Origin of the sequence: Deinococcus sp. LM3 (genome assembly GCF_002017875.1) — a bacterium.
Lineage (GTDB): Bacteria > Deinococcota > Deinococci > Deinococcales > Deinococcaceae > Deinococcus.
In genome coordinates this window covers 2475997-2497218 of the sequence record NZ_MUFV01000001.1, presented here as the reverse complement: position 1 = coordinate 2497218, position 21222 = coordinate 2475997, and the positions used below count along the sequence as shown (strand labels likewise).

Annotated in this window: 18 protein-coding genes; 13 read left to right on the top strand and 5 right to left on the bottom strand. The window is 70.9% G+C overall.

Annotated elements, in window-relative coordinates:
• The first annotated feature begins 124 nt into the window (after positions 1 to 124).
• The 7 genes from rpsB to BXU09_RS11705 all read left to right on the top strand — a co-directional run bounded on the left by rpsB (position 125) and on the right by BXU09_RS11705 (position 6851).
• The gene (rpsB, locus tag BXU09_RS11735; RefSeq protein ID WP_055363947.1) at positions 125 to 877 is read left to right on the top strand and encodes a 30S ribosomal protein S2; all 753 of its coding nucleotides are present in this window, start codon (positions 125 to 127) and stop codon (positions 875 to 877) included.
• Positions 878 to 1012: 135 nt separating this feature from the next.
• Complete coding sequence (gene tsf, locus BXU09_RS11730; RefSeq protein WP_078302892.1) at positions 1013 to 1810, top strand: translation elongation factor Ts; 798 nt, start codon at positions 1013 to 1015, stop codon at positions 1808 to 1810.
• 188 nt (positions 1811 to 1998) lie between these two features.
• The gene (gene pyrH, locus BXU09_RS11725; protein ID WP_078302888.1) at positions 1999 to 2709 is read left to right on the top strand and encodes a UMP kinase; all 711 of its coding nucleotides are present in this window, start codon (positions 1999 to 2001) and stop codon (positions 2707 to 2709) included.
• 139 nt (positions 2710 to 2848) lie between these two features.
• The gene (gene frr / locus BXU09_RS11720; RefSeq protein ID WP_078302885.1) at positions 2849 to 3400 is read left to right on the top strand and encodes a ribosome recycling factor; all 552 of its coding nucleotides are present in this window, start codon (positions 2849 to 2851) and stop codon (positions 3398 to 3400) included.
• Positions 3401 to 3509: 109 nt separating this feature from the next.
• A complete protein-coding gene (locus tag BXU09_RS11715; RefSeq protein ID WP_055363951.1) occupies positions 3510 to 4340 on the top strand; it encodes a phosphatidate cytidylyltransferase in 831 nt (276 codons plus the stop codon).
• Between the two features lie 106 nt (positions 4341 to 4446).
• On the top strand, positions 4447 to 5736 hold the full coding sequence (gene dxr / locus BXU09_RS11710; protein WP_078302881.1) for a 1-deoxy-D-xylulose-5-phosphate reductoisomerase: 1290 nt from the start codon (positions 4447 to 4449) through the stop codon (positions 5734 to 5736).
• A complete protein-coding gene (locus BXU09_RS11705; protein WP_078304988.1) occupies positions 5733 to 6851 on the top strand; it encodes a M50 family metallopeptidase in 1119 nt (372 codons plus the stop codon). The genes dxr and BXU09_RS11705 overlap by 4 nt, the downstream gene beginning before the upstream one ends.
• 178 nt (positions 6852 to 7029) lie before the next feature.
• Here the strand turns inward: BXU09_RS11705 and alr are convergent, their stop codons facing one another.
• Positions 7030 to 8115 carry an alanine racemase gene (gene alr / locus BXU09_RS11700; RefSeq protein ID WP_078302878.1) on the bottom strand — a complete coding sequence of 362 codons (1086 nt, stop codon included), beginning with the start codon at positions 8113 to 8115 and terminating at the stop codon, positions 7030 to 7032.
• Positions 8116 to 8198: 83 nt separating this feature from the next.
• On the opposite strand from alr, the gene BXU09_RS11695 reads away from it, so the two are divergent.
• Complete coding sequence (locus tag BXU09_RS11695; RefSeq protein WP_078302874.1) at positions 8199 to 10157, top strand: hypothetical protein; 1959 nt, start codon at positions 8199 to 8201, stop codon at positions 10155 to 10157.
• A 100-nt stretch (positions 10158 to 10257) separates the two neighbouring features.
• Entirely contained in the window at positions 10258 to 10728 is a 471-nt protein-coding gene (locus BXU09_RS11690; RefSeq protein ID WP_078302871.1) for a hypothetical protein, read from the top strand.
• A 237-nt stretch (positions 10729 to 10965) separates the two neighbouring features.
• On the opposite strand, the gene BXU09_RS11685 is transcribed toward BXU09_RS11690, so the two are convergent.
• The gene (locus tag BXU09_RS11685; RefSeq protein ID WP_078302867.1) at positions 10966 to 11682 is read right to left on the bottom strand and encodes an ABC transporter ATP-binding protein; all 717 of its coding nucleotides are present in this window, start codon (positions 11680 to 11682) and stop codon (positions 10966 to 10968) included.
• A gap of 1 nt (position 11683) precedes the next feature.
• Positions 11684 to 12859, bottom strand: a complete 1176-nt coding sequence (locus BXU09_RS11680; RefSeq protein WP_078302863.1) for an ABC transporter permease — start codon at positions 12857 to 12859, stop codon at positions 11684 to 11686.
• A 130-nt stretch (positions 12860 to 12989) separates the two neighbouring features.
• On the opposite strand from BXU09_RS11680, the gene BXU09_RS11675 reads away from it, so the two are divergent.
• The gene (locus BXU09_RS11675; protein ID WP_078302859.1) at positions 12990 to 14288 is read left to right on the top strand and encodes a DUF4127 family protein; all 1299 of its coding nucleotides are present in this window, start codon (positions 12990 to 12992) and stop codon (positions 14286 to 14288) included.
• A 61-nt stretch (positions 14289 to 14349) separates the two neighbouring features.
• Here the strand turns inward: BXU09_RS11675 and BXU09_RS11670 are convergent, their stop codons facing one another.
• Both BXU09_RS11670 and BXU09_RS11665 read right to left on the bottom strand, forming a co-directional pair.
• Positions 14350 to 15570 (bottom strand): cysteine desulfurase-like protein, encoded by a 1221-nt coding sequence (locus tag BXU09_RS11670; protein ID WP_078304987.1) that lies wholly within the window; start codon positions 15568 to 15570, stop codon positions 14350 to 14352.
• Positions 15571 to 15641: 71 nt separating this feature from the next.
• Positions 15642 to 17492, bottom strand: coding sequence for a glycoside hydrolase family 3 protein (locus BXU09_RS11665; protein ID WP_078302856.1), 1851 nt, complete (start codon positions 17490 to 17492; stop codon positions 15642 to 15644).
• 231 nt (positions 17493 to 17723) lie between these two features.
• Here BXU09_RS11665 and BXU09_RS11660 point away from each other — a divergent pair, with 231 nt between their 5' ends.
• From BXU09_RS11660 to BXU09_RS11650, 3 genes are all read left to right on the top strand, one after another.
• Complete coding sequence (locus BXU09_RS11660) at positions 17724 to 18407, top strand: peptidoglycan-binding domain-containing protein (protein WP_078302853.1); 684 nt, start codon at positions 17724 to 17726, stop codon at positions 18405 to 18407.
• A 297-nt stretch (positions 18408 to 18704) separates the two neighbouring features.
• Complete coding sequence (locus BXU09_RS11655) at positions 18705 to 18989, top strand: hypothetical protein (protein ID WP_078302849.1); 285 nt, start codon at positions 18705 to 18707, stop codon at positions 18987 to 18989.
• A 31-nt stretch (positions 18990 to 19020) separates the two neighbouring features.
• The gene (locus tag BXU09_RS11650) at positions 19021 to 21162 is read left to right on the top strand and encodes a transglycosylase domain-containing protein (RefSeq protein WP_240501202.1); all 2142 of its coding nucleotides are present in this window, start codon (positions 19021 to 19023) and stop codon (positions 21160 to 21162) included.
• Positions 21163 to 21222: the final 60 nt, after the last annotated feature.

Genomic DNA, 21222 nt, shown 5'->3' with positions numbered 1-21222 from the left:
GCCCCCGTGACCCGCTGTGCGCGCTGGAGCGTCGCGTACGGCCTGGCCCACCTTCGGCGTTCATGACGCTGGGCTGGCACGAGAACGGCAAACTTGTCCCACATTTCAACGCTCAGGAGTTCACATGTCGTACATCTCCATGAAGCAACTGCTGGAAGCCGGAGTTCACTTCGGTCACGAAACCAAGCGCTGGAACCCCAAGTTCAAGCGCTTCATCTTCGCCGAGCGTAACGGCATCTTCATCATCGACCTGCAGAAGACCCTCAAGCAGGTGGACCGTTCCTTCGACTTCATCAAGGAACTGTCTGAGCGCGGCGGCGTCATCCTGTTCGTCGGCACCAAGAAGCAGGCCCAGGAAATCGTGGAACTCGAAGCGCGCCGCACCGGCATGCCGTTTGTCACCAGCCGCTGGCTCGGCGGGATGCTCACGAACTTCAAGACCATGCGCACCCGCATCGACCGCCTGAACGAACTCGACGAGATGTTCGAGTCCGGCCGCGTCAACGACCGCCTGAAGGCCGAGCGCATCAAGCTGGCCGCCGAGCGCGAGCGCCTGCAGCGCTTCGTGGGTGGCATCCGCAAGATGAACCGCCTGCCCGACGCGATCTTCGTGGTGGACCCCACCAAGGAAGTCATCGCCGTGCAGGAAGCCAACAAGCTGGGGATTCCCGTCATCGCGCTGGCCGACACGGACAGCGACCCGGATGTCATCGACTACATTGTTCCCGGTAACGACGACGCGATCCGTTCCATCCAGCTGATCACGCACCGCATCGGCGACCTGCTCGTCGAGGCGCGCGGCGGTGGCGAGGACGTCGGCGCGGCCGAGGGCGAGACCGCCACGGAAGCGACCGAAACCGAGCAGACCGAAAGCTAAGCCCGCACCGGGACCGGAAAGGAGGGTGGTGTCCGGCGAGTACGCTCTTCGGACCACCCTTTTTTCTGCCCCACGCGGCCCGCACCGAACACCACTCCACACCACTGAAGTTCAAGCCGACACAGGAGGCATGACATGCTGGAATCAATCAAGAAACTCCGTGAACTGACGGGCGCAGGCATGATGGACGTCAAGAAGGCCCTCGCCGACGCCGGGAACGACGAAGAAAAAGCGGTGGCACTGCTGCGCGAGCGCGGCATCGTGAAGGCCGCCAAGAAAGCCGACCGTGAAGCCAAGGAAGGCCTCGTGCGTTTCGTGGTGGACGGCAGCAAGGCCGCCATCGTCGAGGTGAACAGCGAGACGGACTTCGTGGCCCGCAACAGCGACTTCCAGGCGCTGGTGGCCGAACTGGCCCAGGCGGCCCTGAGCGCCGGTACCAACGACGTGGAAGAGTTCCGCTCCTTCACGCTGCCCAGCGGTGAGACCGTGGCGACCACCGTCGCGGCCGCCGCCGGCAAGATCGGCGAGAACCTGGTCCTGAACCGCGTGGCCTTCGTCGAGGGCAGCACCGTGGCCGGGTACGTGCACAGCAACGGCAAGATCGGCGTGCTGGTCGACATCGAAGGCGGCACCGAGGCGCAGGCCAAGGACGTGGCCCTGCACGTCGCCGCCGAGCGCCCGCAGTTCCTGAGCCGTGACGAGGTGAACAGCTCCGACATCGAGAAGGAGCGCGAGATCCTCACGAACAAGGCGCTGAACGAGGGCAAGCCCCAGCAGATCGTCGAGAAGATCGTCGAGGGCCAGATCGGCAAGTTCTACTCCGAGAAGGTTCTGCCCGAGCAGAACTTCGTCAAGGACAACAGCGTCACCGTCGGGAAGTACCTGGGCGGCGCGACCATCAAGCGCTTCGTGCGCTTCGAGATCGGCGCGTAAATCCCCTGACCTCCGGCCCTTCCCCGTCAGCGGGGCGGGCCGGGCGCAGGCCGGATTCATCGTTGCGCGCGACACAGTCCTCCCGGCAGCCGCCCGCGCGTCTGCCGGGAGTATTGTGTTGCCGTTCAGTCACGTTCACCCTTTTTTTCCGGCGCGCTGTGGCGCGGCCGACCCCAAGCGAGGTATGCATGTTCAAGCGCGTTCTGCTCAAGCTTTCTGGTGAGTTCCTGGCCGGTGAGTCGGGCTTCGGGATCAGTCCCGACACCACCGCCCAGCTGGCCCGGCTGATCACCGGCGCCCTGGACGGCACCGACGTGGAACTCGCGGTCGTGATCGGCGGCGGGAACCTGTGGCGCGGCGCCCGCAACGGGGCCGGCATGGACCCCGCCACCGCCGATTACATCGGGATGCTGGGCACCGTCATGAACGCCATGGCGTTGCAGGACGCCATGGAGAGTGCCGGGCGGCCCACCCGCGTCATGAGCGCCATCCAGATGTCGGCCGTGGCCGAGCCGTACATCCGCCGCCGCGCCATGCGTCACCTGGAAAAGGGCCGCGTGGTGATCTTCGGCGGCGGGAACGGCGCGCCGTTCTTCACGACCGACACGACCAGCACCCTGCGCGCCCTGGAAATCGGGGCAGACGTGGTCCTGATGGCCAAAAACCGCGTGGACGGCGTGTACGACAGCGACCCCCGCAAGAACGCGGACGCGAAGTTCATCGCGCAGGCCACGCACCGCGAGGTGGTCGAGCAGCGCCTGGAAGTCATGGACGCCACCGCCCTGACGCTGTGCATGGACAAGGGCCTGCCGATCGTGGTGTTCGACCTGTTCCAGGACGGCAACCTGCGCCGCCTGCTGGAAGGGCAGCGGGTCGGTACGCTGATCAGCACGCCCTGACACGCCTGCGCGGCCCCGGCCGCCCTGACACGTGCGCCCGGCCCGCAGCTGACCGGCCGCCCCGGAAGGCCGGAGCGCGCTGCGCTACAATCCCCGCGAGCGACGTCTGTTCATTCTCACTCCCCAGGAGGCCCTGACCATGGCTGACATGAAAGCAATCCAGGCTGATACCCGCGAGAAGATGGGCAAGGCCATCGAGTCCCTCGAGAACAACCTGTCGGTGCTGCGCACCGGCCGCGCCAACCCCGGCATCCTGAAAAAGATCGTCGTGGACTACTACGGCAGCTCCGTGCCGATCGATCAGGTGGCGAGCATCAGCACGCCGGACGCCCGCACGCTGGTCATCACGCCGTGGGACCGGGGCGCGCTGAACCCCATCGAGAAGGCCATCCGCGACAGCGACCTGGGCCTGAACCCGAACAACAAGGGCGACACGATCTTCATCAGCCTGCCCATGCTGACCGAGGAGCGCCGCCGTGACCTCGTCAAGAACGCCAAGAACTATGCCGAGGACGCCCGGATCGCCATCCGCAACATCCGCAAGCACGGTCTGGACGAGGTCAAGAAGGTCGAGGGCATCGGTGACGACGAGATCAAGCGCGGCGAGGCCGACGTGCAGAAGATCACCGACGAGTTCATCGCGAAGGTCGAGAGTACCTTCCAGAAGAAGGAGCAGGAAATCCTCGGGTGAGGACGCCTGAAGCAGGATGTGGGCTGTGGGTCGTGGGGTGTGGTGCCGTCCCCACCGCCCGCAGCCCACAGCCTATGCCCCCTGCAACCCTGACCCGTCCGGAGGCCGCGTGGAATCGCTGAGCAGCCGAATGCTGACCAGCGTGGTGGGGTTCGCGATCATCAGCGCGGTCGTGTGGATCGGCTGGTGGGCGATGCTGCCTGCGCTGCTGTTCGTGTCGGTCATGGGGCTGTACGAGTACATCCGCATGCTCGACCGCAACGACATCGACGTGCGCCGCGTGAGCCTGGGTGTGTTCGCGGCCGCGCTGATCCTGGCGAGCCTGCCCATGTGGCCGCAGGCGCCCTGGCCCGGCGGGTCGTGGCGCGAGGCGGTCATGACGGTCGCCGTGGCGTACCTGCTGGTGATCGAGGTCATCCGGCCCGGCGAGCGGCCGCTGGAACGGGTCGTGTACTCGGTGTTCGGGCTGCTGTACATTCCGTGGCTGCTGGGGTACTTCCTGATGCTGCGCTACAGCCCGGACGCCGAGCGGGGGCTGCTGTACTTCGCGTTGCCACTGCTGGCGACGTTCGCAGCGGATATCGGGGCGTACTTCACGGGGCATTTCTTCGGGCGGCGCAAGCTGGCGCCGGAGGTCAGTCCCGGCAAGACCGTCGAGGGCGCGGTCGGGGGACTGCTGGCCAGTTTCGTGATCGTGCTGACCCTGACGACCCTGACCGGCATCTGGTCGCCGCTGGAGGCGCTGCTGTACTCGATTCTGGTCGCGACCGCCAGTCAGCTGGGCGACCTGAGCGAGAGCCTGATCAAACGCGCGCTGCGCACCAAGGACAGCGGCAACAGCCTGCCGGGCCACGGCGGGTTCCTGGACCGCATCGACAGTCTGCTGTTCGCGGTGCCGGCCACGTACCTGTTCCTTCACATCAGCCTGTTTTCCCAGTAGTGGCCGGCAGGAGTGGTCGGCGGCCGGTTTCCCCCTGGCCGCTGACGTGGCCGCTCAGGCGGGGCGCGCACAGACTTCTGCGGCGGATGCTCTAGCATGCGGGGTGATGAAGCGAGAGCAGGCAGAGAGCGGCGCGGCGCAGTCCGGGCAGGCGCCATCCGGTCAGGTGCAGGCCAGTGCGGCGCAGGCCATCGCCGTGCTGGGCAGCACCGGCAGTATCGGCACCCAGGCGCTGGACGTGGCGCGGGAGCGCGGCTGGCAGGTCACGGCCCTGGCGGCCGGGCGGAACCTGGACCTGCTGGAAACGCAGGTGCGGGAATTCCGGCCCGGACTGGTCAGCGTGGAGGAAGGCGTGCTGGGCGAGGCCCGCGCGCGCCTGTCTGGGCTGGGCGCGCAGGTGATCGCGGACCCGTCCGAGGTGGCCGCGCGGCGTACGGACGTGGTCGTGAACGCCATGAGCGGCCTGATCGGGCTGGCCCCGACCCGCGCGGCGCTGGAGGCCGGGCAGGCCGTGGCGCTGGCGACCAAGGAGGCGATGGTCACGGCAGCGCACCTGATGTGGCAGGCGGCGGCCGTGGGCGGCGGGCGGGTCGTGCCGGTGGACAGCGAGCACACGGGCATGTTCCAGTGCCTGACCGGCGAGGACATGGCGGACGTGGCCGAGTTGATCCTGACGGCGTCCGGCGGGCCGTTCCGGCTGGGGCCCGACGACCTGAGCGGCGTGACGCCCGAGCAGGCGCTGCGCCACCCGTCCTGGAGCATGGGGCCGAAAGTCACGCTGGACAGCGCCACGCTGCTGAACAAGGGCCTGGAGGTCATGGAGTGCGCCAGCCTGTACGGCCTGCCGCTGTCGCAGGTGGGCGTGGTGGTGCACCCGCAGAGCATCGTTCACGCGGCCGTGCGCTTCCGGGACGGGAGCCTGAAGGCGCAGTTCGGGCCGACGGACATGCGGCTGCCGATCGCTTACGCCATCGACGCCGCGCCGACCGGGATGCAGCGTCCGGGGGACGTGCGGGGCGCGCGCCGTGGGCCGGAGGTCGCCTCGCACGGGTCGTGGCCGCTGCTGGGCGACTGGGAGTTCCGCGCGCCGGACCTGCGGCGCTTTCCGTGCCTGGAACTGGCGTACCGCGCCGGGAACGCCGGGGGACTGGCGCCGGTGGTGCTGAACGCCGCCGACGAGATCGCCGTGGACGCCTTCCTGGCCGGGCAGATCGGGTTCATGGACATTCCGCGCCTGATCGAGCGCCTGCTGGACGAGACGCCGGGCGGTGACCTGACCTGGGACTCGCTGAACGAGGCGGACGCCTGGGCGCGGGTGCGGGCGCGCGAACTGTGCGCGGGCGGCCTGGGCAGCAGCGCAGTCAGCGCCAGCACGGGTGTCGGGGGGCGGGCGTGAACGTGTTGCAGGGCATCGCGGCGGCCCTGACCCCGCTGGGCCTGCTGTGGACGGTGCTGATCATCGGCGTGGCGACCTTCCTGCACGAACTGGCGCACTACGCGCTGGCCCGCTGGCAGGGCGTGGCGGTGCAGTCGTTCAGCGTGGGCATGGGGCCGGTGCTGCTGCGGCGGCAGTGGCGCGGCACCGAGTGGCGGCTGAGCCTGCTGCCCATCGGCGGGTACGTGGAGATCGACGGCATGGCCCCCGAGGAGGACGGGCAGGGCGGCTATCGGCAACCCACGCGCGGCTTCGCGGGCCTGCCCGCCTGGGGGAAGGTGGCGATCCTGCTGGCCGGGCCGCTCACGAACCTGCTGCTGGCCATCGCCCTGATGACCGTCACGTTCACGGCGCAGGGCGTGCCCGCCCCGGACCGCGCCCGCATCGAGGAGGTCGTGGCCGGGTCCACCGCGCAGAGCCTTGGCCTGCGGACCGGGGACGTGATCACCGCCATCGACGGGCAGGACATCCCGGACACCACCCGCGTGGGCGGGCGCGAGGTGGCCGGCTGGGAGGGCGTACGGGACGTGCTGACCCGGCCCGGGCCGCACACCTTCACGGTCGTGAGCGGCGGGCAGACCCGCGACGTGCGTTTCGACTGGACGCCCACCGTGAACGGCGAGCGGCAGCTGCTGGGCATCCGCTACGGCCCGGACGTGCAGGCCACCACCGCGCCCGCCGCGTTCATCCGGGCGTGGCAGGTGACGGGCGAGGCGGTCCCGCAGGTCATCCGGAGTTTCGGGGAGCTGTTCGCGCGGTTCCTGACCCTGAACCTGTCACGGGACGAGAACGTCAGCGGCCCCATTGGCACGGCCGAGATCGTCTCGCGGGCCGCGACGGTCAGCCCCTGGGCGCTCGTGCAGGTCGCCATCCTGCTGAACCTGTCGCTGGCGTTCTTCAACCTGCTGCCCATTCCGGGCCTGGACGGCGGGCGCATCCTGCTGGTGCTGGTCGGGTCGCTGCGCGGCCGTCCACTGACGTTCAGTCAGGAGCAGGCCATCAACCTCGCGGGCTTCGCGTTCGTGATGATGCTGATGCTGTTCGTGGTCGTGCGGGACGTGAGCCGCTTCTTCTAAGCACACTGCGTTTATCTTGTAGATAAACCGCGCGGAGCGCGGAGCAGAAGAAAGTACGTTGAAGCGGGAATGGAGAGGTTCCGGCGCTTTCCCGGAATCTCGCAATGTTAGCTTCAACGTACTGAGGCGGGCGAGAGAGGTGGGCCGCAGGAGCAATCTTCCACGGCCCACCTTCCTGTCACGGGGTCTCCCCCATCTGGCGTTCCACGCGGTCGCCCACGCCGGTCAGGACCTCGTATTCCACGGTGCTTCCCCAGGCGGCCACGTCGGTGACGGTCAGCTCACGCTGGGTCCAGAGGGTGACGGGATCGCCGGGCTGCACGTTCAGGCCGGTCACGTCGATCATGAGTTGATCCATGCAGATGCGGCCCAGGACCGGGCGGCGCTGCCCGGCGACGAGCACCTCGGCGCGGCCGGTGGCGTTCCGGGGGTAGCCGTCGGCGTACCCGATGCCGACGGTGGCGACCGGCGTGTCGCGCGCGGCCCGCCACAGGCCGCCGTAACTGACGGTCTCTCCGGCCGGGACGGTGTGCAGGTGTGTGACGCTGGCCTGCACGGTCATGACCGGGGTGAGCGGGGCCTGGGCGCGCAGGTGCGCCGGAGCGAAGCCGTACGCGGCCAGTCCGGGCCGGGCGAGCGCCATGCCCGGCAGGTGGCCCAGGCTGAGGACGGCGCCGCCGTTCGCGGCGTGCGCCAGCAGCGGCCGGGGCGTGGGGGGCAGGGCGTCCAGCACCGCCTGGAAGCGGCGCAGCTGCTCATGGGCGAACGTCAGGTCGGGTTCGTCGGCGCTGGCGAAGTGGGTGTACGCGCCTTCCAGCAGGCCCCGGCGGGCCAGTTCGCGGCCCACGGCGACGGCCTCGTCGGGGCGGGCGCCCAGGCGGTTCATGCCGGTGTCGACCTTCAGGTGCGCGCGGGCGTGGGCGGGCAGCGCGGCCGCCTCGGCCAGGGACGCGACGGGCAGGCGCACGCCCAGGTCCGCCAGGACCGGCACCTCGGCGGGCGTGGGCGGCGTGAGCAGCAGCACGGGCCGGCCGGTGTTCAGGGCGGCGGCGGCCTGCGCCTCGCGGGGCGTGGCGACCGCCAGTCCCCACACGTCCGGGTGTGCGGCGGCCAGGGTCGCGATCAGGCTCAGGCCGTGCCCGTAGGCGTTCGCCTTGACCGGCAGGATCAGGGGCGTGCCGCTGCGGGCCGCCAGGGCGCTCAGGTTGCCGCGCAGGGCGTCGGGGTCGATCAGCGCGCGGGCGCGGGGGGCGAGGACGGACATCTGGGCCGCATGCTACCCCCGGCGGGCGGAACAGGCGGGCGCGGCGGCCAGACGTGCGGGCGCGTGTATGATTTTTCGCAGTCATGCCCACGTTCACGCCCGTCCGATCTGTCCGTCTCCGCCCCGCCCTGCTGACCCTGGGGCTGCTCACGCTGGGGGCCGCGCCCGCCGCCGCGCAGACCGGCGGGATCCTGCCGCTGGTGTCCGTGGGTGAAAAGTGGCCGCAGGCGCAGGAATCGTACGTGATCCGCGTGTCGGCCGCCGACGCCGGCAAACCCCTGGGGCTGGAGGTGTACTCGCCGACCTTCAACCTCGCGGATTACGTGGACGGCCGCCGGGGCGACGGGTACTTCGGGGACGAGCTGTACAAGAAGAATGAACCCTTCGAATCGACCTTCACGCTGACCGGCCCGGCCGGCACGGTCGTCGAGCGGCGCTACGGACTGAACCGCGAGCACACCTGGGACAGCCTGTTCGCGGGTGGTCTCGCCGCCGGCACGTACACCCTGAAGGTCAGCAGCCGGGGCGACGGGAAGAACTCGTTCGCGCTGCGGGTCGCCGCGCCCTTCGCGCTGGAAACCAGCGATTTCAGCGTGAACGCCCGCAGCACCGACGCCTCTCCCCTGCTGGCCGCGCGCGTGAACGTGACGGGCGACTGGGTCGGGAAGACGCTGGGCCTGCTGAACTACGACGTGGACGGCGCCCCGGAAGCGGAACTGTGGGCCGTGCAGCCCGGCGGGGCGCGCGTGAACCTGACCGCCAGCGAGAACGGCCGGACCGCCACCGACCCGTTCCGCATCACGCCGGAACTGGTGGGCGAGTGGCAGCTGTTCATCCGGGTGCTGCCCACCACCCGGCAGTACAGCAACGCCATCCGTTACTCGTTCCGGCTGGACGACAAGCCCATCACGGCCCGCGTGGGCGGCTTCACGCTGCCGGACACCGTGAAGATCGCCAACCAGCTGCTCGTGGACGTGGTGGACCCGCAGGGCCGCCCGATTCCCGGCGCGTCGTACGCGCTGGTGGGCGACGCGGTCGTGCGGCCGCAGCTGCCGCCCGGTTACGTTCCGGTCAGCGGCACGCTGCTGCAGGGCACCGGGAACGTCGTGTCGCCCACCGAGGTCCGGTACCAGCCGGGCTTCAACAAGATCCGCTTCGTGGCCCGCCCGCCCGAAGGTCAGCTGGCCGTGGACGCCGTCGCGCTGTACGGTGATCAGCGCATCCCGCTGACCGGCGTGCCCTTCGAGGTGGCGGGCCGCACCCTGACCACGCCCGCGACCGTGCCGCTCGCGCCCGGTGATTACCCGGTCACGCCGACCACCATTCCCGGCAGCACCTTCACGCGCCCCCTGCCGGGCCGGGTCGCGGACGGCGGCACCAACCGCGTCACCATCGAGTACCGCGTACGGACCGAGGTGACGCTGGTCACCGCGCCGGACATCCTGAACGCCTGCGACGTGACGCAACTCACCGCGACCGCCAGGACCGAGTTCCCGTACCGCCTGCCGGCCCGCCTGAAACTGAACCTCCCGACCGGCTGGACAAGCGACTACCCGCTGGAAGTGCCGGGCGAGTTCAGCCAGGGTCAGCCGCTGCGCCTGAAAGTCCCGGTCCGGGTGTGCCGCAGCGACACCGCCGAGGCGGTGCTGGACCCCACCGACCTGCGCACCACCGGGCAGGCCCGCGTGCGCAATCCGGGCGGCGCGAACGTGACCCGCAACGTCGAGGGCGGCGCGCGCGCCAGCCTGCAAAAAAGCGTGGAGGCCACCGCGCAGGGCTACCTCGTGACCCTGATCCTGAACGTGGACAGCACCCTGGAGAACCTGCGCCTGTTCGACGCCCTGCCCGCTGGGGGCGCGCAGCCGGCCGTGCGCGGTCCCATCCAGGTGCAGGGACCCAGCCTCGCGAACGTGAACCCGCGCGTGGAAGGCGACAGCCTGCTGCTGGGCCGCGTGATTCCCGGCACGTACACCCTGACCTACACGCTGTTCACGGACCAGCCGGCCGACCGGATCGTCACGGCCCCCGACCTGAGCTGGTGAGCGCCCGCGGCCACCCGCAGCGGCCCGGTCGGGGCGGCCCGGATCACCCCTGCAACTTTGGTCGGCTGCGCATCCGGCCCTCATGGGCTAGGCTGGAGGCATGAAGAAGTTCTGGCTGTCCGCCCTGGCCTGCGCGCTGGTGGCCTGCGGCGCGGCCGGCGGAACGCCGGACCCGCAGGCGAGCGACCTGCTGAGCGCCCCCACCACCCTGAACCGGCAGGGGCACGTCCTGAGCGCGCGGTCGACCGTCACGCTGTACGGCGGCGGGCTGGGCGTGCGCGTGCAGGTCGGCGCGACCGCGCCGGGCCGCGCGGGGGCCGCCGCGTCCCTGAGCGGCCTGACCCTGGACGGCGTGTTCGTCGTCACGGGGACCGGCGTGTGGAAGGCGCCGCTGCGCACCTCGCCTGCGGGCCAGACGTCGCTGGGAACCCTGAACGCCGCCGCCTGGAGTGGCAGCGGCGACCTGCGGCCCGGTTCGGGCGTGCAGGTCGTGGTGCGCCTGAAAGACCGCCTGGGCCACGCCTACTGGCTGCGCGACACCACCCGCGCCAGCGGCAGCCCGGTCCCCTGAACTGATCCGGACTCCGGGTCCTGCCAGACGGGGGCGCTCAGGGGCGCCGCAGTTTATCTACAGGATAGACGCAGTGTTCCGATGCGGGTTCCGTTTGTTCCGCTGACAATCCGGAACTTCACCGGATTGCCAGCTCCACGTCCGGAGGGGCGTTTCTCTCCCACTCTGCGGGGCAGCTCTACGAGTCGCATCTGCTCGGACCCAGCGGCTTTACAGGCCATTCAATCGGAGTCCGTATCAGTCCACGGGGCTGACCTCGCCGTCTTTCACGCTCAGGTGATGGTCGGCCTGGGCGGCCACGTCGCGGTCGTGGGTGATCAGGATGACGGTGCGGCCGGTCGCGGCGGCGCATTGCAGCAGGCCCAGGACCCGCTCGCCTGTGCGGCTGTCGAGGTTGCCGGTGGGTTCGTCGGCCAGCAGGATGGCCGGGTCGTGCGCCAGCGCGCGGGCGACCGCGACGCGCTGCGCCTCGCCGCCCGAGAGCTGGTTGGGCAGGTGGCCGGCGCGGCCCTCCAGGCCGACGAGGGCCAGGAGTTCGCGGGCGCGGTCCTGCCGCTCACGGTGCGGCACGCCGGCCAGCGTCAGGGGGAACTCGACGTTCTCCTGCGCGCTGAGGATGCTGACGAGGTTGTGGTTCTGGAACACGAACCCGTAGTGGCGCAGCCGGAAGTCCGCGCGGTCCGCCTCGCTCAGGCTGGTCAGGGCGGTGTCGCCGACGACGACGCGGCCGGTGGTGGGTTCGTCGAAGCCGGCCAGCAGGTTCAGCAGGGTGCTCTTGCCGCTGCCGGATGGGCCGACCACGGCGGTCAGGCCGGGCGGGAAGGTGTGCGTGAACGGCGCGAGGGCCAGCACCTGTCCGTCGCCGCTGGGGTAGGTGCGCGAGAGGGTCTCGGTGCGCAGGGCGGGCAGGGCGGGCGCGGCCTGGATGCCGGGTCGGGCGGGGTGGGTGGTCATGTCAGAGTCTCCCGAGGGCGCCCACGATGCTCATGCGCCCGGCGTTGCGGGCCGGCAGCAGGCCCGAGAGCAGGCCCAGCAGCAGGCTGATGGCCAGCGCCAGCAGCACCAGCCGGGGCGTCAGGGCGGCCGCGTCGATCCCGGCGAGCTGCTGGGTGTACAGGTTCACGCCGGCGATCCCGGCGAGGCCGAGCAGCACGCCGCCCACGCCGCCCACCAGCGACAGCAGCAGCGATTCGGTCAGGACCAGGGACCGCACGAACGATGGGCGCGCCCCGATGGCGCGCAGCGTGCCGAACTCGCGGGTGCGTTCAAACACACCCATCATGACGGTGTTCGCCACGGCCAGCCCGCCCACGATCAGGGCAATCAGCGAGATGCCGAAGCGCACGGCGTCACTGATGATCAGGGCGCGGTCGATGAAACTCAGGAAGTCGCTCTGGGTGCCGGCCTCCAGGTCCAGCCGCTCGGACAGGACGTCGGCCACGCGCCGGGCGTCGCGGGGGTTGTCGAGTTTCACGGCGACCAGCGACACGCGGCCCGCCGCGCCCTCGCTGCGTTGCAGGGTGCCCAGCGGAATGAAGATGAAGTTGTCCACCAGCCCACTTTCCGGGGCGAGCACGCCGATCACCTTCACCTGGTTGCGGCGGTTGAGGTTGAGGGTGCTGCCGACCTTCAGCCGCAGGTTCTGCGCGGCTTTCGCCCCGGCGACCGCCACGGCCGCGCCCTCGTCGGCGGGAGTCAGGGCGCGGCCCTGAGCGGCGGTGGTGGTGGGGAACACGGCCGCGATGCCCTGCGCGGCGGGCAGGCCGTACAGGACGACGCTCTGCGTGACTTCCAGGCCGCCGCGCACGGCCATGATGACCGGCGTGACCGTCTGGATGCCGAGTTCCGGCGCGAGTGCCTGGATGTCGTCGGCGGTCTTCTGCGGCAGGTTCGGTTGCAGCGCCAGTCCCTGCGAGAGCGGCGTGAGGCTGACCTGCACGTCCGGGCCGATCCCGCCGAGCTGCGAGACGAACACCTTGCGGATGCCCTCGCCGAGCGACAGGAAGATCACCATGCTGGCGACCGCGACCGTGATGCCCAGCGTGGTCAGCAGCGTGCGGACGCGGCGGCGGGTCAGGCCCCTCCAGGCGAGTTTCCAGATGTCCGTCCATCGTAGTCCTGGCGACTTCATGAGACGCAGGCTACGCCGCGCGGGCCGCCCGCGTGGGGACGCATGACTACAGTGACGCGGCGGGGTCCAGGCCCCCCGTCCAGAGCTTCCTCTGCGGGAAGGCTCACGCCGCGCCCGTACGCTCGGGGGTATGAAGTTCTCCCGTCCGGTCCTGCTGAGCACGCTGTCCTCCCTGACCCTCGCCCTGGGTGGGGCGCTCGGGGGCGCGCAGGCGCAGACGCTGCTGCCCCTGGATTCCCGCCCGGCCACGCGGGTCCTGCCGGCCCTGATCGCGGACCTGCGCGGCGGCGCGGCGCACGTCCCGCCCGCCTCGCTGCTGGGCAACGCGCAGATGGGCGCGGACCCGGCCGCCCTGACCGCGTGGCTGGAGGCGCAACCCAAGGACGGCCCGCTGATCGCCGCGCTGGACGCCCTGGCCTACGGCGGGCTGGTGCAGTCCCGCACGAGCCCCCTGAGCGCCGCAGAGGCGCTGGCGCGGCTGGAACCCCTGCGCACCTGGACGGCCCGCACCGGGCAGCCCGTGTACGCGTTCATCACGCTGCCGCGCGAACCGGACGCCACGAACCGTGGGCGCAACCTCGCCGTGACCCGCACCCTGCTGGACTGGGCGCGCGCCGGGAGTTTCGCGCAGTTGCACGTCAGCTGGGACGACGCCCTGCCCGGCAGTCCCGCTCCCGCCGAGGGCGCCGCGCTGGCCAAGGACGCCCTGGCGAACGTGCTGGTCTACCCCGGCGCGGACGAGGTGCTGTCCATGCTGACTGCCCGCGCCCTGGCCCCGCAGCCCGCCACCGTGACCTTCGAGTACAGCGATCCGGCCGCCGCGCGGCAGGTCATCCGCTACGAGGGCATTCCCCTGACGCAGAGTGCCGTGAACCACGCGCAGGCCAGCGGTTTCACCGTGCAGGAGGCCGGCCGGCCGGCGGACCTGACGGTGTTCGTATTCAACGGGGGCGACCCCCGCCGCGCCGCCGTGCGCGTCAGCCGCCTGCTGGCGGCCGGGCCGGTCGCGGTGGCCGACGTGGAGAAGGTGAACCTGGGCAACCCGCGCCTGTGGACGGACCTTCAGACGCTGCGCCGCACCGCGAACCTCAAGGCGCTGGCCGCGTGGGGCACGCCCGGCAACAACCTGGGCGCGGCCCTCGCACACGCCAAGGTGGCCCTCGCGCCGGGCACGGACCCCGTCCGGCAGGACGCCCTGCTGGCCCGCGAGTACGCCAACGACGTGATCTACAGCGCCGACCTGCGCGCCGCCCTGAGAAAGGCCATCCCGGAAGCGCAACTGACCGCCCCCGGCACGCGCGACACCCTGCTGAACCTCGCCCGCGACGCCTTCCCGCTGCGCCTGGGCGGCACGTACACCCTCCGGGACGCCACGCTGCCGTGGGGCCGCTCGTTCGAGTGGGACTTCACGCTGACGCCGCAGCCGTAAACCGGGAGTGGGGTGCGGGCGCCACTCCAACACCCACTCCCCACTCTTCCCCCCCCTGACTTCAGCCCAGTTCGGCCAGAAGGCGGTCGATGTCCTCGGTGGTGGTGTAGTGGGCGATGCTGGCGCGCACGACGCCCTGCGGGTACAGGCCCAGGTCCCGCAGGGGTTGCGCGGCGTAGAAGTGTCCGGCGGCGACGTCCACCCCGGCGCGGCTGAGGCGGTCTGCGGTCTGCTCCGGGGCCTCGCCGCTCACGCGGAAGGCGACGGTGCCCACACGGCCCCGCGTGCCCTGCGGACCGTACACGGTGACGAGGTCGTGGTCGAGCAGGCCGGTCACGAGGCGCTCCATGACCGGCTGTTCCAGCTCGTGAATGCGCCCCGAGGCGGCGGCCAGGGCGGCGCGGGTCAGGTCCGCGTGCCCGGCGAGGTCACGTAGGTAATCCAGGGTGCCGAGCCACCCGGCCAGCAACTCGAACTGCGGGGTGCCGTGCTCGATGCCCGTGATGTCGCCCACCGGGATGAATTCCAGGCGGGGCCAGGGGAGCGTGGCGCGCAGGTCCGGGCGGATCCACAGGGCGCCCAGGTGCGGCGCCCAGACCTTGTACGGGCTGAAGGTCAGGAAGTCCGCACCCCAGGTCTGCACGTCCGGGAAGGTGTGCGGCGCGGCGTGCACGGCGTCCACGATGGTCCACGCTCCGGCGGCGCGGACCTGCGCGGTGATGGCAGGAATGTCCGGCGTGACGCCCAGCGCGTTGCTGGCGGCCGTCACGGCGACCAGCCGCGTGCGGGGCGTGAGCAGCGCGGCGAGGTCGTCGGGATGCAGGGTCATGTCGGGCTGGCGGGCGTGCCAGACCTTCACCGTGACGCCCACGCGTTCCAGTTCCCGCCAGGGGCTGGCGTTGCTCTCGTGTTCCAGGCCGCTCAGGATGACCTCGTCGCCGGGACCCCACAGGCGCGCGAACGCCCCGGCGAGGCGGAAGGTCAGGGCGGTGGCGCTCTGCGCGAGGGCCACGTCTTCCGGCGCGGCGTTCAGGAACAGGGCGGTGCCCTCGCGGGCGCGGTGTTTGAGGGCCAGGATCTCGCGGCCCGGCTGGTGGCCCGGCATCGCGTTCGTGGCGCCGTAGGTCATCAGGTGCCCGGTGACAGCCTCAATGGCACGCAGGGGGAGCAGGCCCCCGGCGGCGTTGTCGAGGTACGCGCGGCCCTGCGCGAGCGGCGGGAACTGGGCGCGCAGGTCGTCGCGGGTGGGCAGCGTGTCGCGGGCCGGTGCGGGTCGGGTCATGCCCCCGAGTGTAGCGGCGGGGGTCTGCGGGGCGTCCCGCCCGCCCGACTGCACCGCCTGCCAGTGCGAGCCTACGGCCGGGTGGTCAGGCCGAATCCGGCGGGGAACAGCGGGTCGTACGGGCGGGTGTCGGCGTTCAGGGGCAGCTGATCGTCACGGCGCGGCCAGCTGACCGGGAGCCGCCCGGTGAAGGGCGCGCGGCCGTACAGCACGTCGGCCACGCCCGCGCCCTCGCTGCCGGGCAGCCACGCGGCCACCAGGGCGTTCATGGGTGTGCCGGGCAGGATCAGCGGGCGGCCCGAGACGGTCACGACCACGCACGGCCCGTCGGCGCACACCGTGCGGATGTTCGCGGTGTCCTCGGCGTTCAGGGCCAGCGAGGCGCGGTCGCCCTTGCCCTCGGCGTAGGGGGTCTCTCCGACCACGACGAGGCCCACGTCGGCGTCGCGGGCCTGTCCGGGCTGCGCGGCCCGCGCGTACGTGACCGCCCCGCCGCCCTCCTCGCTCAGCTGGCGCAGGCCGGCGAGCAGGCTGGTCCCGCCGGGTACCGGGCCGTTCTGCCCCTGCCACGTGAGGGTCCACCCGCCGGACTGACGGCCCACGTCGTCGGCGCTCTGCCCGGCCACGAACACCCGCGCGCCCGGCCGGAGCGGCAGCACACCGTCGTTACGCAGCAGGACCAGGGATTTCTGCACGGCCTCGCGGGCCAGGGCGCGGTGCCCGGCGCTGCCGAAGGTCCGCTGGAAGCTGGGGTCGGTCATGGGACGCTCGAACAGACCCAGCCGGAACTTCTGCCGCAGGATGCGCGCCACGGCGTCGTCGATACGGCTCATGGGGACGCGCCCGGCGCGCACCTCGGCGCTCAGGGTGTCCACGAAGCGCACGTAGTCGTTGGGCACCATGACCATGTCGATCCCCGCGTTGATGGCCGCGCGCACGGCGACCGGGTACCCGCCGGGAATCTGGTCCACGCCCGCCCAGTCGCTCACCACGAACCCCGTGAAGCCCAGTTCCTTTTTCAGCACGTCAGTGAGCAGGGAGCGGTGGGCGTGCAGTTTCGTGCCGTTCCAGCCGGAGAAGCTGACCATCACGCTGCCCACGTTGCGCGCCACGGCCGCCCGGAACGGCGGGAGGTGCACGCGCCGCAGTTCCGCCTCGCTCAGGCGGGTGTCCCCCTGATCCAGCAGGTACCCCTCGGTGGCGCTGCTGCCGAAAGCCGTGCCGCCGTCGCCCAGGTAGTGCTTGGCGGTCGCCAGGACCGCACCGGGCTGAGCGAGGCCGCCCGCGCCCTGGTACCCGTCGATGATGGTGCTCAGGGCCGTGGGGAGGGCCGGAGTCTCACCGAAGCTCTCATAGGTGCGGCCCCAGCGCACGTCACGCACCACGCACAGGCACGGGCTGAAATTCCAGCGGACGCCGGTGCCGGCCATCTCCTCGGCAGTGGCCCGCCCGACGCGCCGCGCGAGGTCCGGGTCGCCCGCCGCGCCCAGCCCGATGTTGTGCGGGAACAGGGTCGCGCCCGGCACGTTGTTGTGCCCATGCACGGCGTCCGTGCCGTACAGCATGGGAATGCCCAGCCGGCTGCGCAGGGCCGCCGCCTGAAAGGCGTCCACCATCGCCGCCCAGCCCTGCGGGGTGTTGTCGGCCGGGCCGCTCCCCCCACCCGACAGCACGCTTCCGATGCCGAACAAGGCCATGTCGTTCAGGTCGCGGACAGCGGCGCGTTCCGCCTGGGTCATCTGCCCGATCTTCTCGTCCAGGGTCATGTGCAGCAGCAGGTCGTTCACGCGCGCGTCGACCGGCAGGGCCGCGTTGCGGTACGGGGCGTTCGCGGCGGGCGCGCCGGTCGTGAAGGGCGTGGCAGCCAGCGCGGTACTCAGCAGCAGGGCGGCCGTTGGCAGCAGGACAGACTTTCGGATCATGCGGAACCTCCAGAAGTGGGCCGGAACAGGCAGGCGCAGATTGTGAAAAGGGTTTCAGGAAAACACTAGCAGCTTCCGCTTCCCACCGCGACCCAGATGTCTTTCCCAGCGCGCCTTCATCCGCCCAGGCCGACCTCCACGCCGCACGACCATTCTGAAAGCCCTGTCAGGGCGTGGGGTGCACGCTGACTTTCGGGTGTGCGACCTGTCCAGTCGTGCTACATGTAACCTATGAGCCGCTTCCTCCTGCCCGTGTGTGCCTTGCTGTGGGGCGGTGTGCTGGCGGCCACCTCACCCGCCGATGTTGACCGGGCAGCCAATGCCGTTGCCGTGAATCTCAACGGCGTCATCCGCCCGTGTCCTTCTCCGTTCCAGTTGCTGGGCACGGCCAACCGCCGCTGCGTGGCTGCTGACGGAAGTTCAACCCTGACCCGTCAACTGCTGAGCGTCAGCGGGTTGAACCTGTACGGTGGCTGGCGCAGCGACGACGACCCTGCCTACGTCTACAACTGGATTCAGATGCCCAGCGGGTACGTCAAAGTCATGGTCGCGCCGTTTCCCAACCGTCCGGGGTCAACCCTCGTGTTTTTGGATGTGACGGCCAGCAGCGCAGTGACCGCGCCTGCGTTCCGGCGCACACTGCGCCTCTCGACTCCTCGAATGAATGGAGCTGATGTCGTAGCGCTGCAGAATCGACTTATGGACGTATCGAAAGTAGCGCGGGGCGCGGGCGGTGACGGTTGGTTTGGACCAGTGACTGAAGCCAACGTCATTGCTTTCCAGAGTACCAACGGGTTGGCGCCGTCCGGTGTGGTAGACCGGGCGACGTGGACGAAACTGTTTTCCAGCACGGCTCGGTTCTTTGATCCCAAACTGGCCAAAGCGATTGCCGAACGCAACAAGGTTGCCAAGTAAGATCCAGCGATCTGGGGACCAACGGGATTCCCCCGAAAATGCGTTTTCAGATCACCCGGCCTCTGAAGACCAACTGGCTGGAAACAGGAATTCGGGCGCAGGATCAGAGGGATTTTCACAGGAAGTCTGAGGTATTTCTCAATCCACCCCTGAATGTCCTGATCTCTAGTCCGAGTGAACATCCTGAAAGCCCTGTCACACTGCTGGGCCGGAGCGGTGCAGGCGAGTGGCGTTAACGTCCGTTTGATCGTCCTTTGGTGGGATGTGTCCCTCATGCCTGCCCCGTATGCTCTGTCCATGAGTTTCGTGCGTAAGCCCCGGCCGTACTCGTCGGGCCTGCCTGGAACGCCTCCCCTGCCGTCCGCGGCGCCCGCTCCGGCGCGGCGGGTCCGGCCCGCCCGGCCTCCCCGCGCGCCGCGCCCGCCGCTTCCGCGTGCGGGCTGGCCGGGTGCGGTCACGGCGCTGGCGGCGCTGGGGGCGGTGCTGGTGCTGCTGGTGGGCCTGTCGGGTCTGTGGAACAGCGTGGCGCGTGACTGGCAGTTCCGGTCGGCGGCGGCCGGCGTGACGGACGTGGTCCGCTGAGCGTTCTGCGCCGGGAACACGGGGCGTGGGCATGCTGAGGGTCTGGGAGCGGTGGCGCAACCCGTGGCCGCGCTCGCCGTTCCTGCGGCGGCCCGCGCCGTGGACGCTGCGGCGCGTGCTGCGGGCGGCGCTGGCGTGGGTGGGCGCGGCGACTGTGGGCATGATCGCGCTGGGCGTGGCGGGCGCGGTGGGGACCGGGGCGCTGGGGCGGGTGTGGAATCTGCGGGCGGAACTGCGGCCCGTCGAGGTCGTGGACCGTCGCGGCGAGCCGTTGGGCGTGATCGACCACTGCCGCGCGGGGAACGCCGTGAACGCCGTTCCGTGCCGCGAGTCCCTGAGCGTGCCGCTGACCGGGGTGAGCGAGGCGTTCCTGCTGGCGTACGTGGCCAAGGAGGACGTGCGGTTCTTCTCGCACGTGGGCGTGGACCTGGGCCGCCTTCCCCGTGCCCTGCTGAGCGGCGCGGGTGGCAGCACCATCACCATGCAATTGCTGAAGAACAACGTGCTGGCCGGGCATTTCGATTACGACACGGACCGGCGCGGGCCGCTGCTGACGCTGACCCGCAAGGCCACGGAGTTCGTGCTGGCGCCGGTCGTCACGTGGCGGTACGGGCGGCGCGAGGTGCTGGCCATGAGCGTGAACAGCCTCCCGTGGATCGGGATCGGGCAGCGTAAGGGCGTGTACGACGCAGCCCGCGCGGTGTTCGGGGTGGAACCGGCGGACCTGACGCTGGCGCAGAGCGCGTTCCTGGTGGGCCTGCTGCCCGCGCCGGGCCGTTATCTAGTGACGGACACCACGCCGCCCGAGACGGCCACCGCCCGCTTCCGCTGGATGCGCAGGCAGCAGCTGGTTACGCTGGAGATCCTGCGGTCGCGTGGGCTGATCGGTCAGGGCGAGTACCTGGAGGCGGTCAGTACGCCGCTGCAACCCCGGTTGTGGCGGGCCGAGTACGCCGGGAGCGGCACGGACCTGCGCGTGGTGCAGGCCGCCCGCAATCCCGCCTACACGAACGAACCGGAGCCCGTGTGGGCCATGCAGGAACTCGTGCGGCGCGAACTGCGCGCGGCGGGCCTGGACCCGAAACGGGTGGGGCGGGTCGTGCTGACCGTCGACGCGGCCACGCAGGCCGCCCTGACGCGCCGCGTGACCGGCGAGGGTGCCACCGGCCCCCGCCCGACCGGCGTGGCCACCGGCCCCCGCCCGACCGGCGTGGCCGAGGGGGCCGCCATCGTGGACGTGCGGGGCGGTGGGATCGTGGCGCTCGCCAGTTCCACCGGCGGCAACCAGAGCAGCGACGCGGGGCGGCAGTGGGCGGTCAGTGCGCTGCGTCCGGTGGCGAGTACCGTCAAGCCGCTGCTGTACGCCGCCGCGTTCGGGGACGGCGTGACGCAGCTGAGTGCCTTCACGGATCAGGCGACCCGTTACGGTTCGCAGGCCGTGCGGAACAGCACCGGCACGTTCCTGGGACGGGCGGTCACGGTGCGCGAGGCGAACGCCCGGAGCCTGAACACCGTGGCCGTGCAGGTCGGCACGCCGCGCGAGAAGGCGCTGCGTACCGTGCTGGACGCCGCCGGGTATCAGGAGGACCGCAGCAACCGCTCCAGTCCGTCGCTGGGCACGTACCGGGCCGCGCCGCTGGACGTGGCGGCCGCGTACGCCAGTTTCGCCGGCGGGGGCCTGCTGTGCCGCCCGCACCTGCTGGCCGAGGTCACGGACACGGCCGGGCGGCCACTGCCGCTGCCCCGCCCGGACTGCCAGCCGCTCTGGGACGAGGTCGTCGCGTACGAGACCTTCGACCTGCTGACCGCCGCCGTCAGCACCGACGCCAGCCACGTGCCGTTCCTGCGGCCCACTCTGTTCCAGCGCGTGCAGGGGCGGGCCATGCCGCTGGGCGCGAAGTCCGGCACGACCGACGACGTGAACGACACCTGGTGCGCGGCCGTCACCCCGCAGTACGCCATGGCCGTGTGGATCGGCGACCCGGACGGCCGTCAGAGCGTGCCGGTCACGCTGTACCGCGAGCAGACCGCCTGCCGCGAGGTGGCCCTGCTGCGCGAGTTGCCGCACGACCGCCGCAGCCTGGAGGCGCCGCCCGGCATCACGCGCGTGGCCGGGGCGGCCGTGCCGCTACCGGGCCTGAACCCCCGCAATCCGGCCCCGGTGGCTCCATGAACGCGCGCCTCTTGCGCTGTGCCCTGTCTCCTTCTGCCCCTGTTTCCCCGGCGGCGCCGC

What these genes read in the sequence shown, in the direction of transcription:
- rpsB (WP_055363947.1), top strand. Translation starts at nt 125, where the DNA reads ATGTCGTACATCTCCATGAAGCAACTGCTGGAAGCCGGAGTTCACTTC.
- tsf (WP_078302892.1), top strand. Translation starts at nt 1,013, where the DNA reads ATGCTGGAATCAATCAAGAAACTCCGTGAACTGACGGGCGCAGGCATG.
- pyrH (WP_078302888.1), top strand. Translation starts at nt 1,999, where the DNA reads ATGTTCAAGCGCGTTCTGCTCAAGCTTTCTGGTGAGTTCCTGGCCGGT.
- frr (WP_078302885.1), top strand. Translation starts at nt 2,849, where the DNA reads ATGGCTGACATGAAAGCAATCCAGGCTGATACCCGCGAGAAGATGGGC.
- dxr (WP_078302881.1), top strand. Translation starts at nt 4,447, where the DNA reads ATGAAGCGAGAGCAGGCAGAGAGCGGCGCGGCGCAGTCCGGGCAGGCG.
- alr (WP_078302878.1), bottom strand. Translation starts at nt 8,115, where the DNA reads ATGTCCGTCCTCGCCCCCCGCGCCCGCGCGCTGATCGACCCCGACGCC.
- BXU09_RS11695 (WP_078302874.1), top strand. Translation starts at nt 8,199, where the DNA reads ATGCCCACGTTCACGCCCGTCCGATCTGTCCGTCTCCGCCCCGCCCTG.
- BXU09_RS11690 (WP_078302871.1), top strand. Translation starts at nt 10,258, where the DNA reads ATGAAGAAGTTCTGGCTGTCCGCCCTGGCCTGCGCGCTGGTGGCCTGC.
- BXU09_RS11685 (WP_078302867.1), bottom strand. Translation starts at nt 11,682, where the DNA reads ATGACCACCCACCCCGCCCGACCCGGCATCCAGGCCGCGCCCGCCCTG.
- BXU09_RS11680 (WP_078302863.1), bottom strand. Translation starts at nt 12,859, where the DNA reads ATGAAGTCGCCAGGACTACGATGGACGGACATCTGGAAACTCGCCTGG.
- BXU09_RS11675 (WP_078302859.1), top strand. Translation starts at nt 12,990, where the DNA reads ATGAAGTTCTCCCGTCCGGTCCTGCTGAGCACGCTGTCCTCCCTGACC.
- BXU09_RS11670 (WP_078304987.1), bottom strand. Translation starts at nt 15,570, where the DNA reads ATGACCCGACCCGCACCGGCCCGCGACACGCTGCCCACCCGCGACGAC.
- BXU09_RS11665 (WP_078302856.1), bottom strand. Translation starts at nt 17,492, where the DNA reads ATGATCCGAAAGTCTGTCCTGCTGCCAACGGCCGCCCTGCTGCTGAGT.
- BXU09_RS11660 (WP_078302853.1), top strand. Translation starts at nt 17,724, where the DNA reads ATGAGCCGCTTCCTCCTGCCCGTGTGTGCCTTGCTGTGGGGCGGTGTG.
- BXU09_RS11655 (WP_078302849.1), top strand. Translation starts at nt 18,705, where the DNA reads ATGAGTTTCGTGCGTAAGCCCCGGCCGTACTCGTCGGGCCTGCCTGGA.
- BXU09_RS11650 (WP_240501202.1), top strand. Translation starts at nt 19,021, where the DNA reads ATGCTGAGGGTCTGGGAGCGGTGGCGCAACCCGTGGCCGCGCTCGCCG.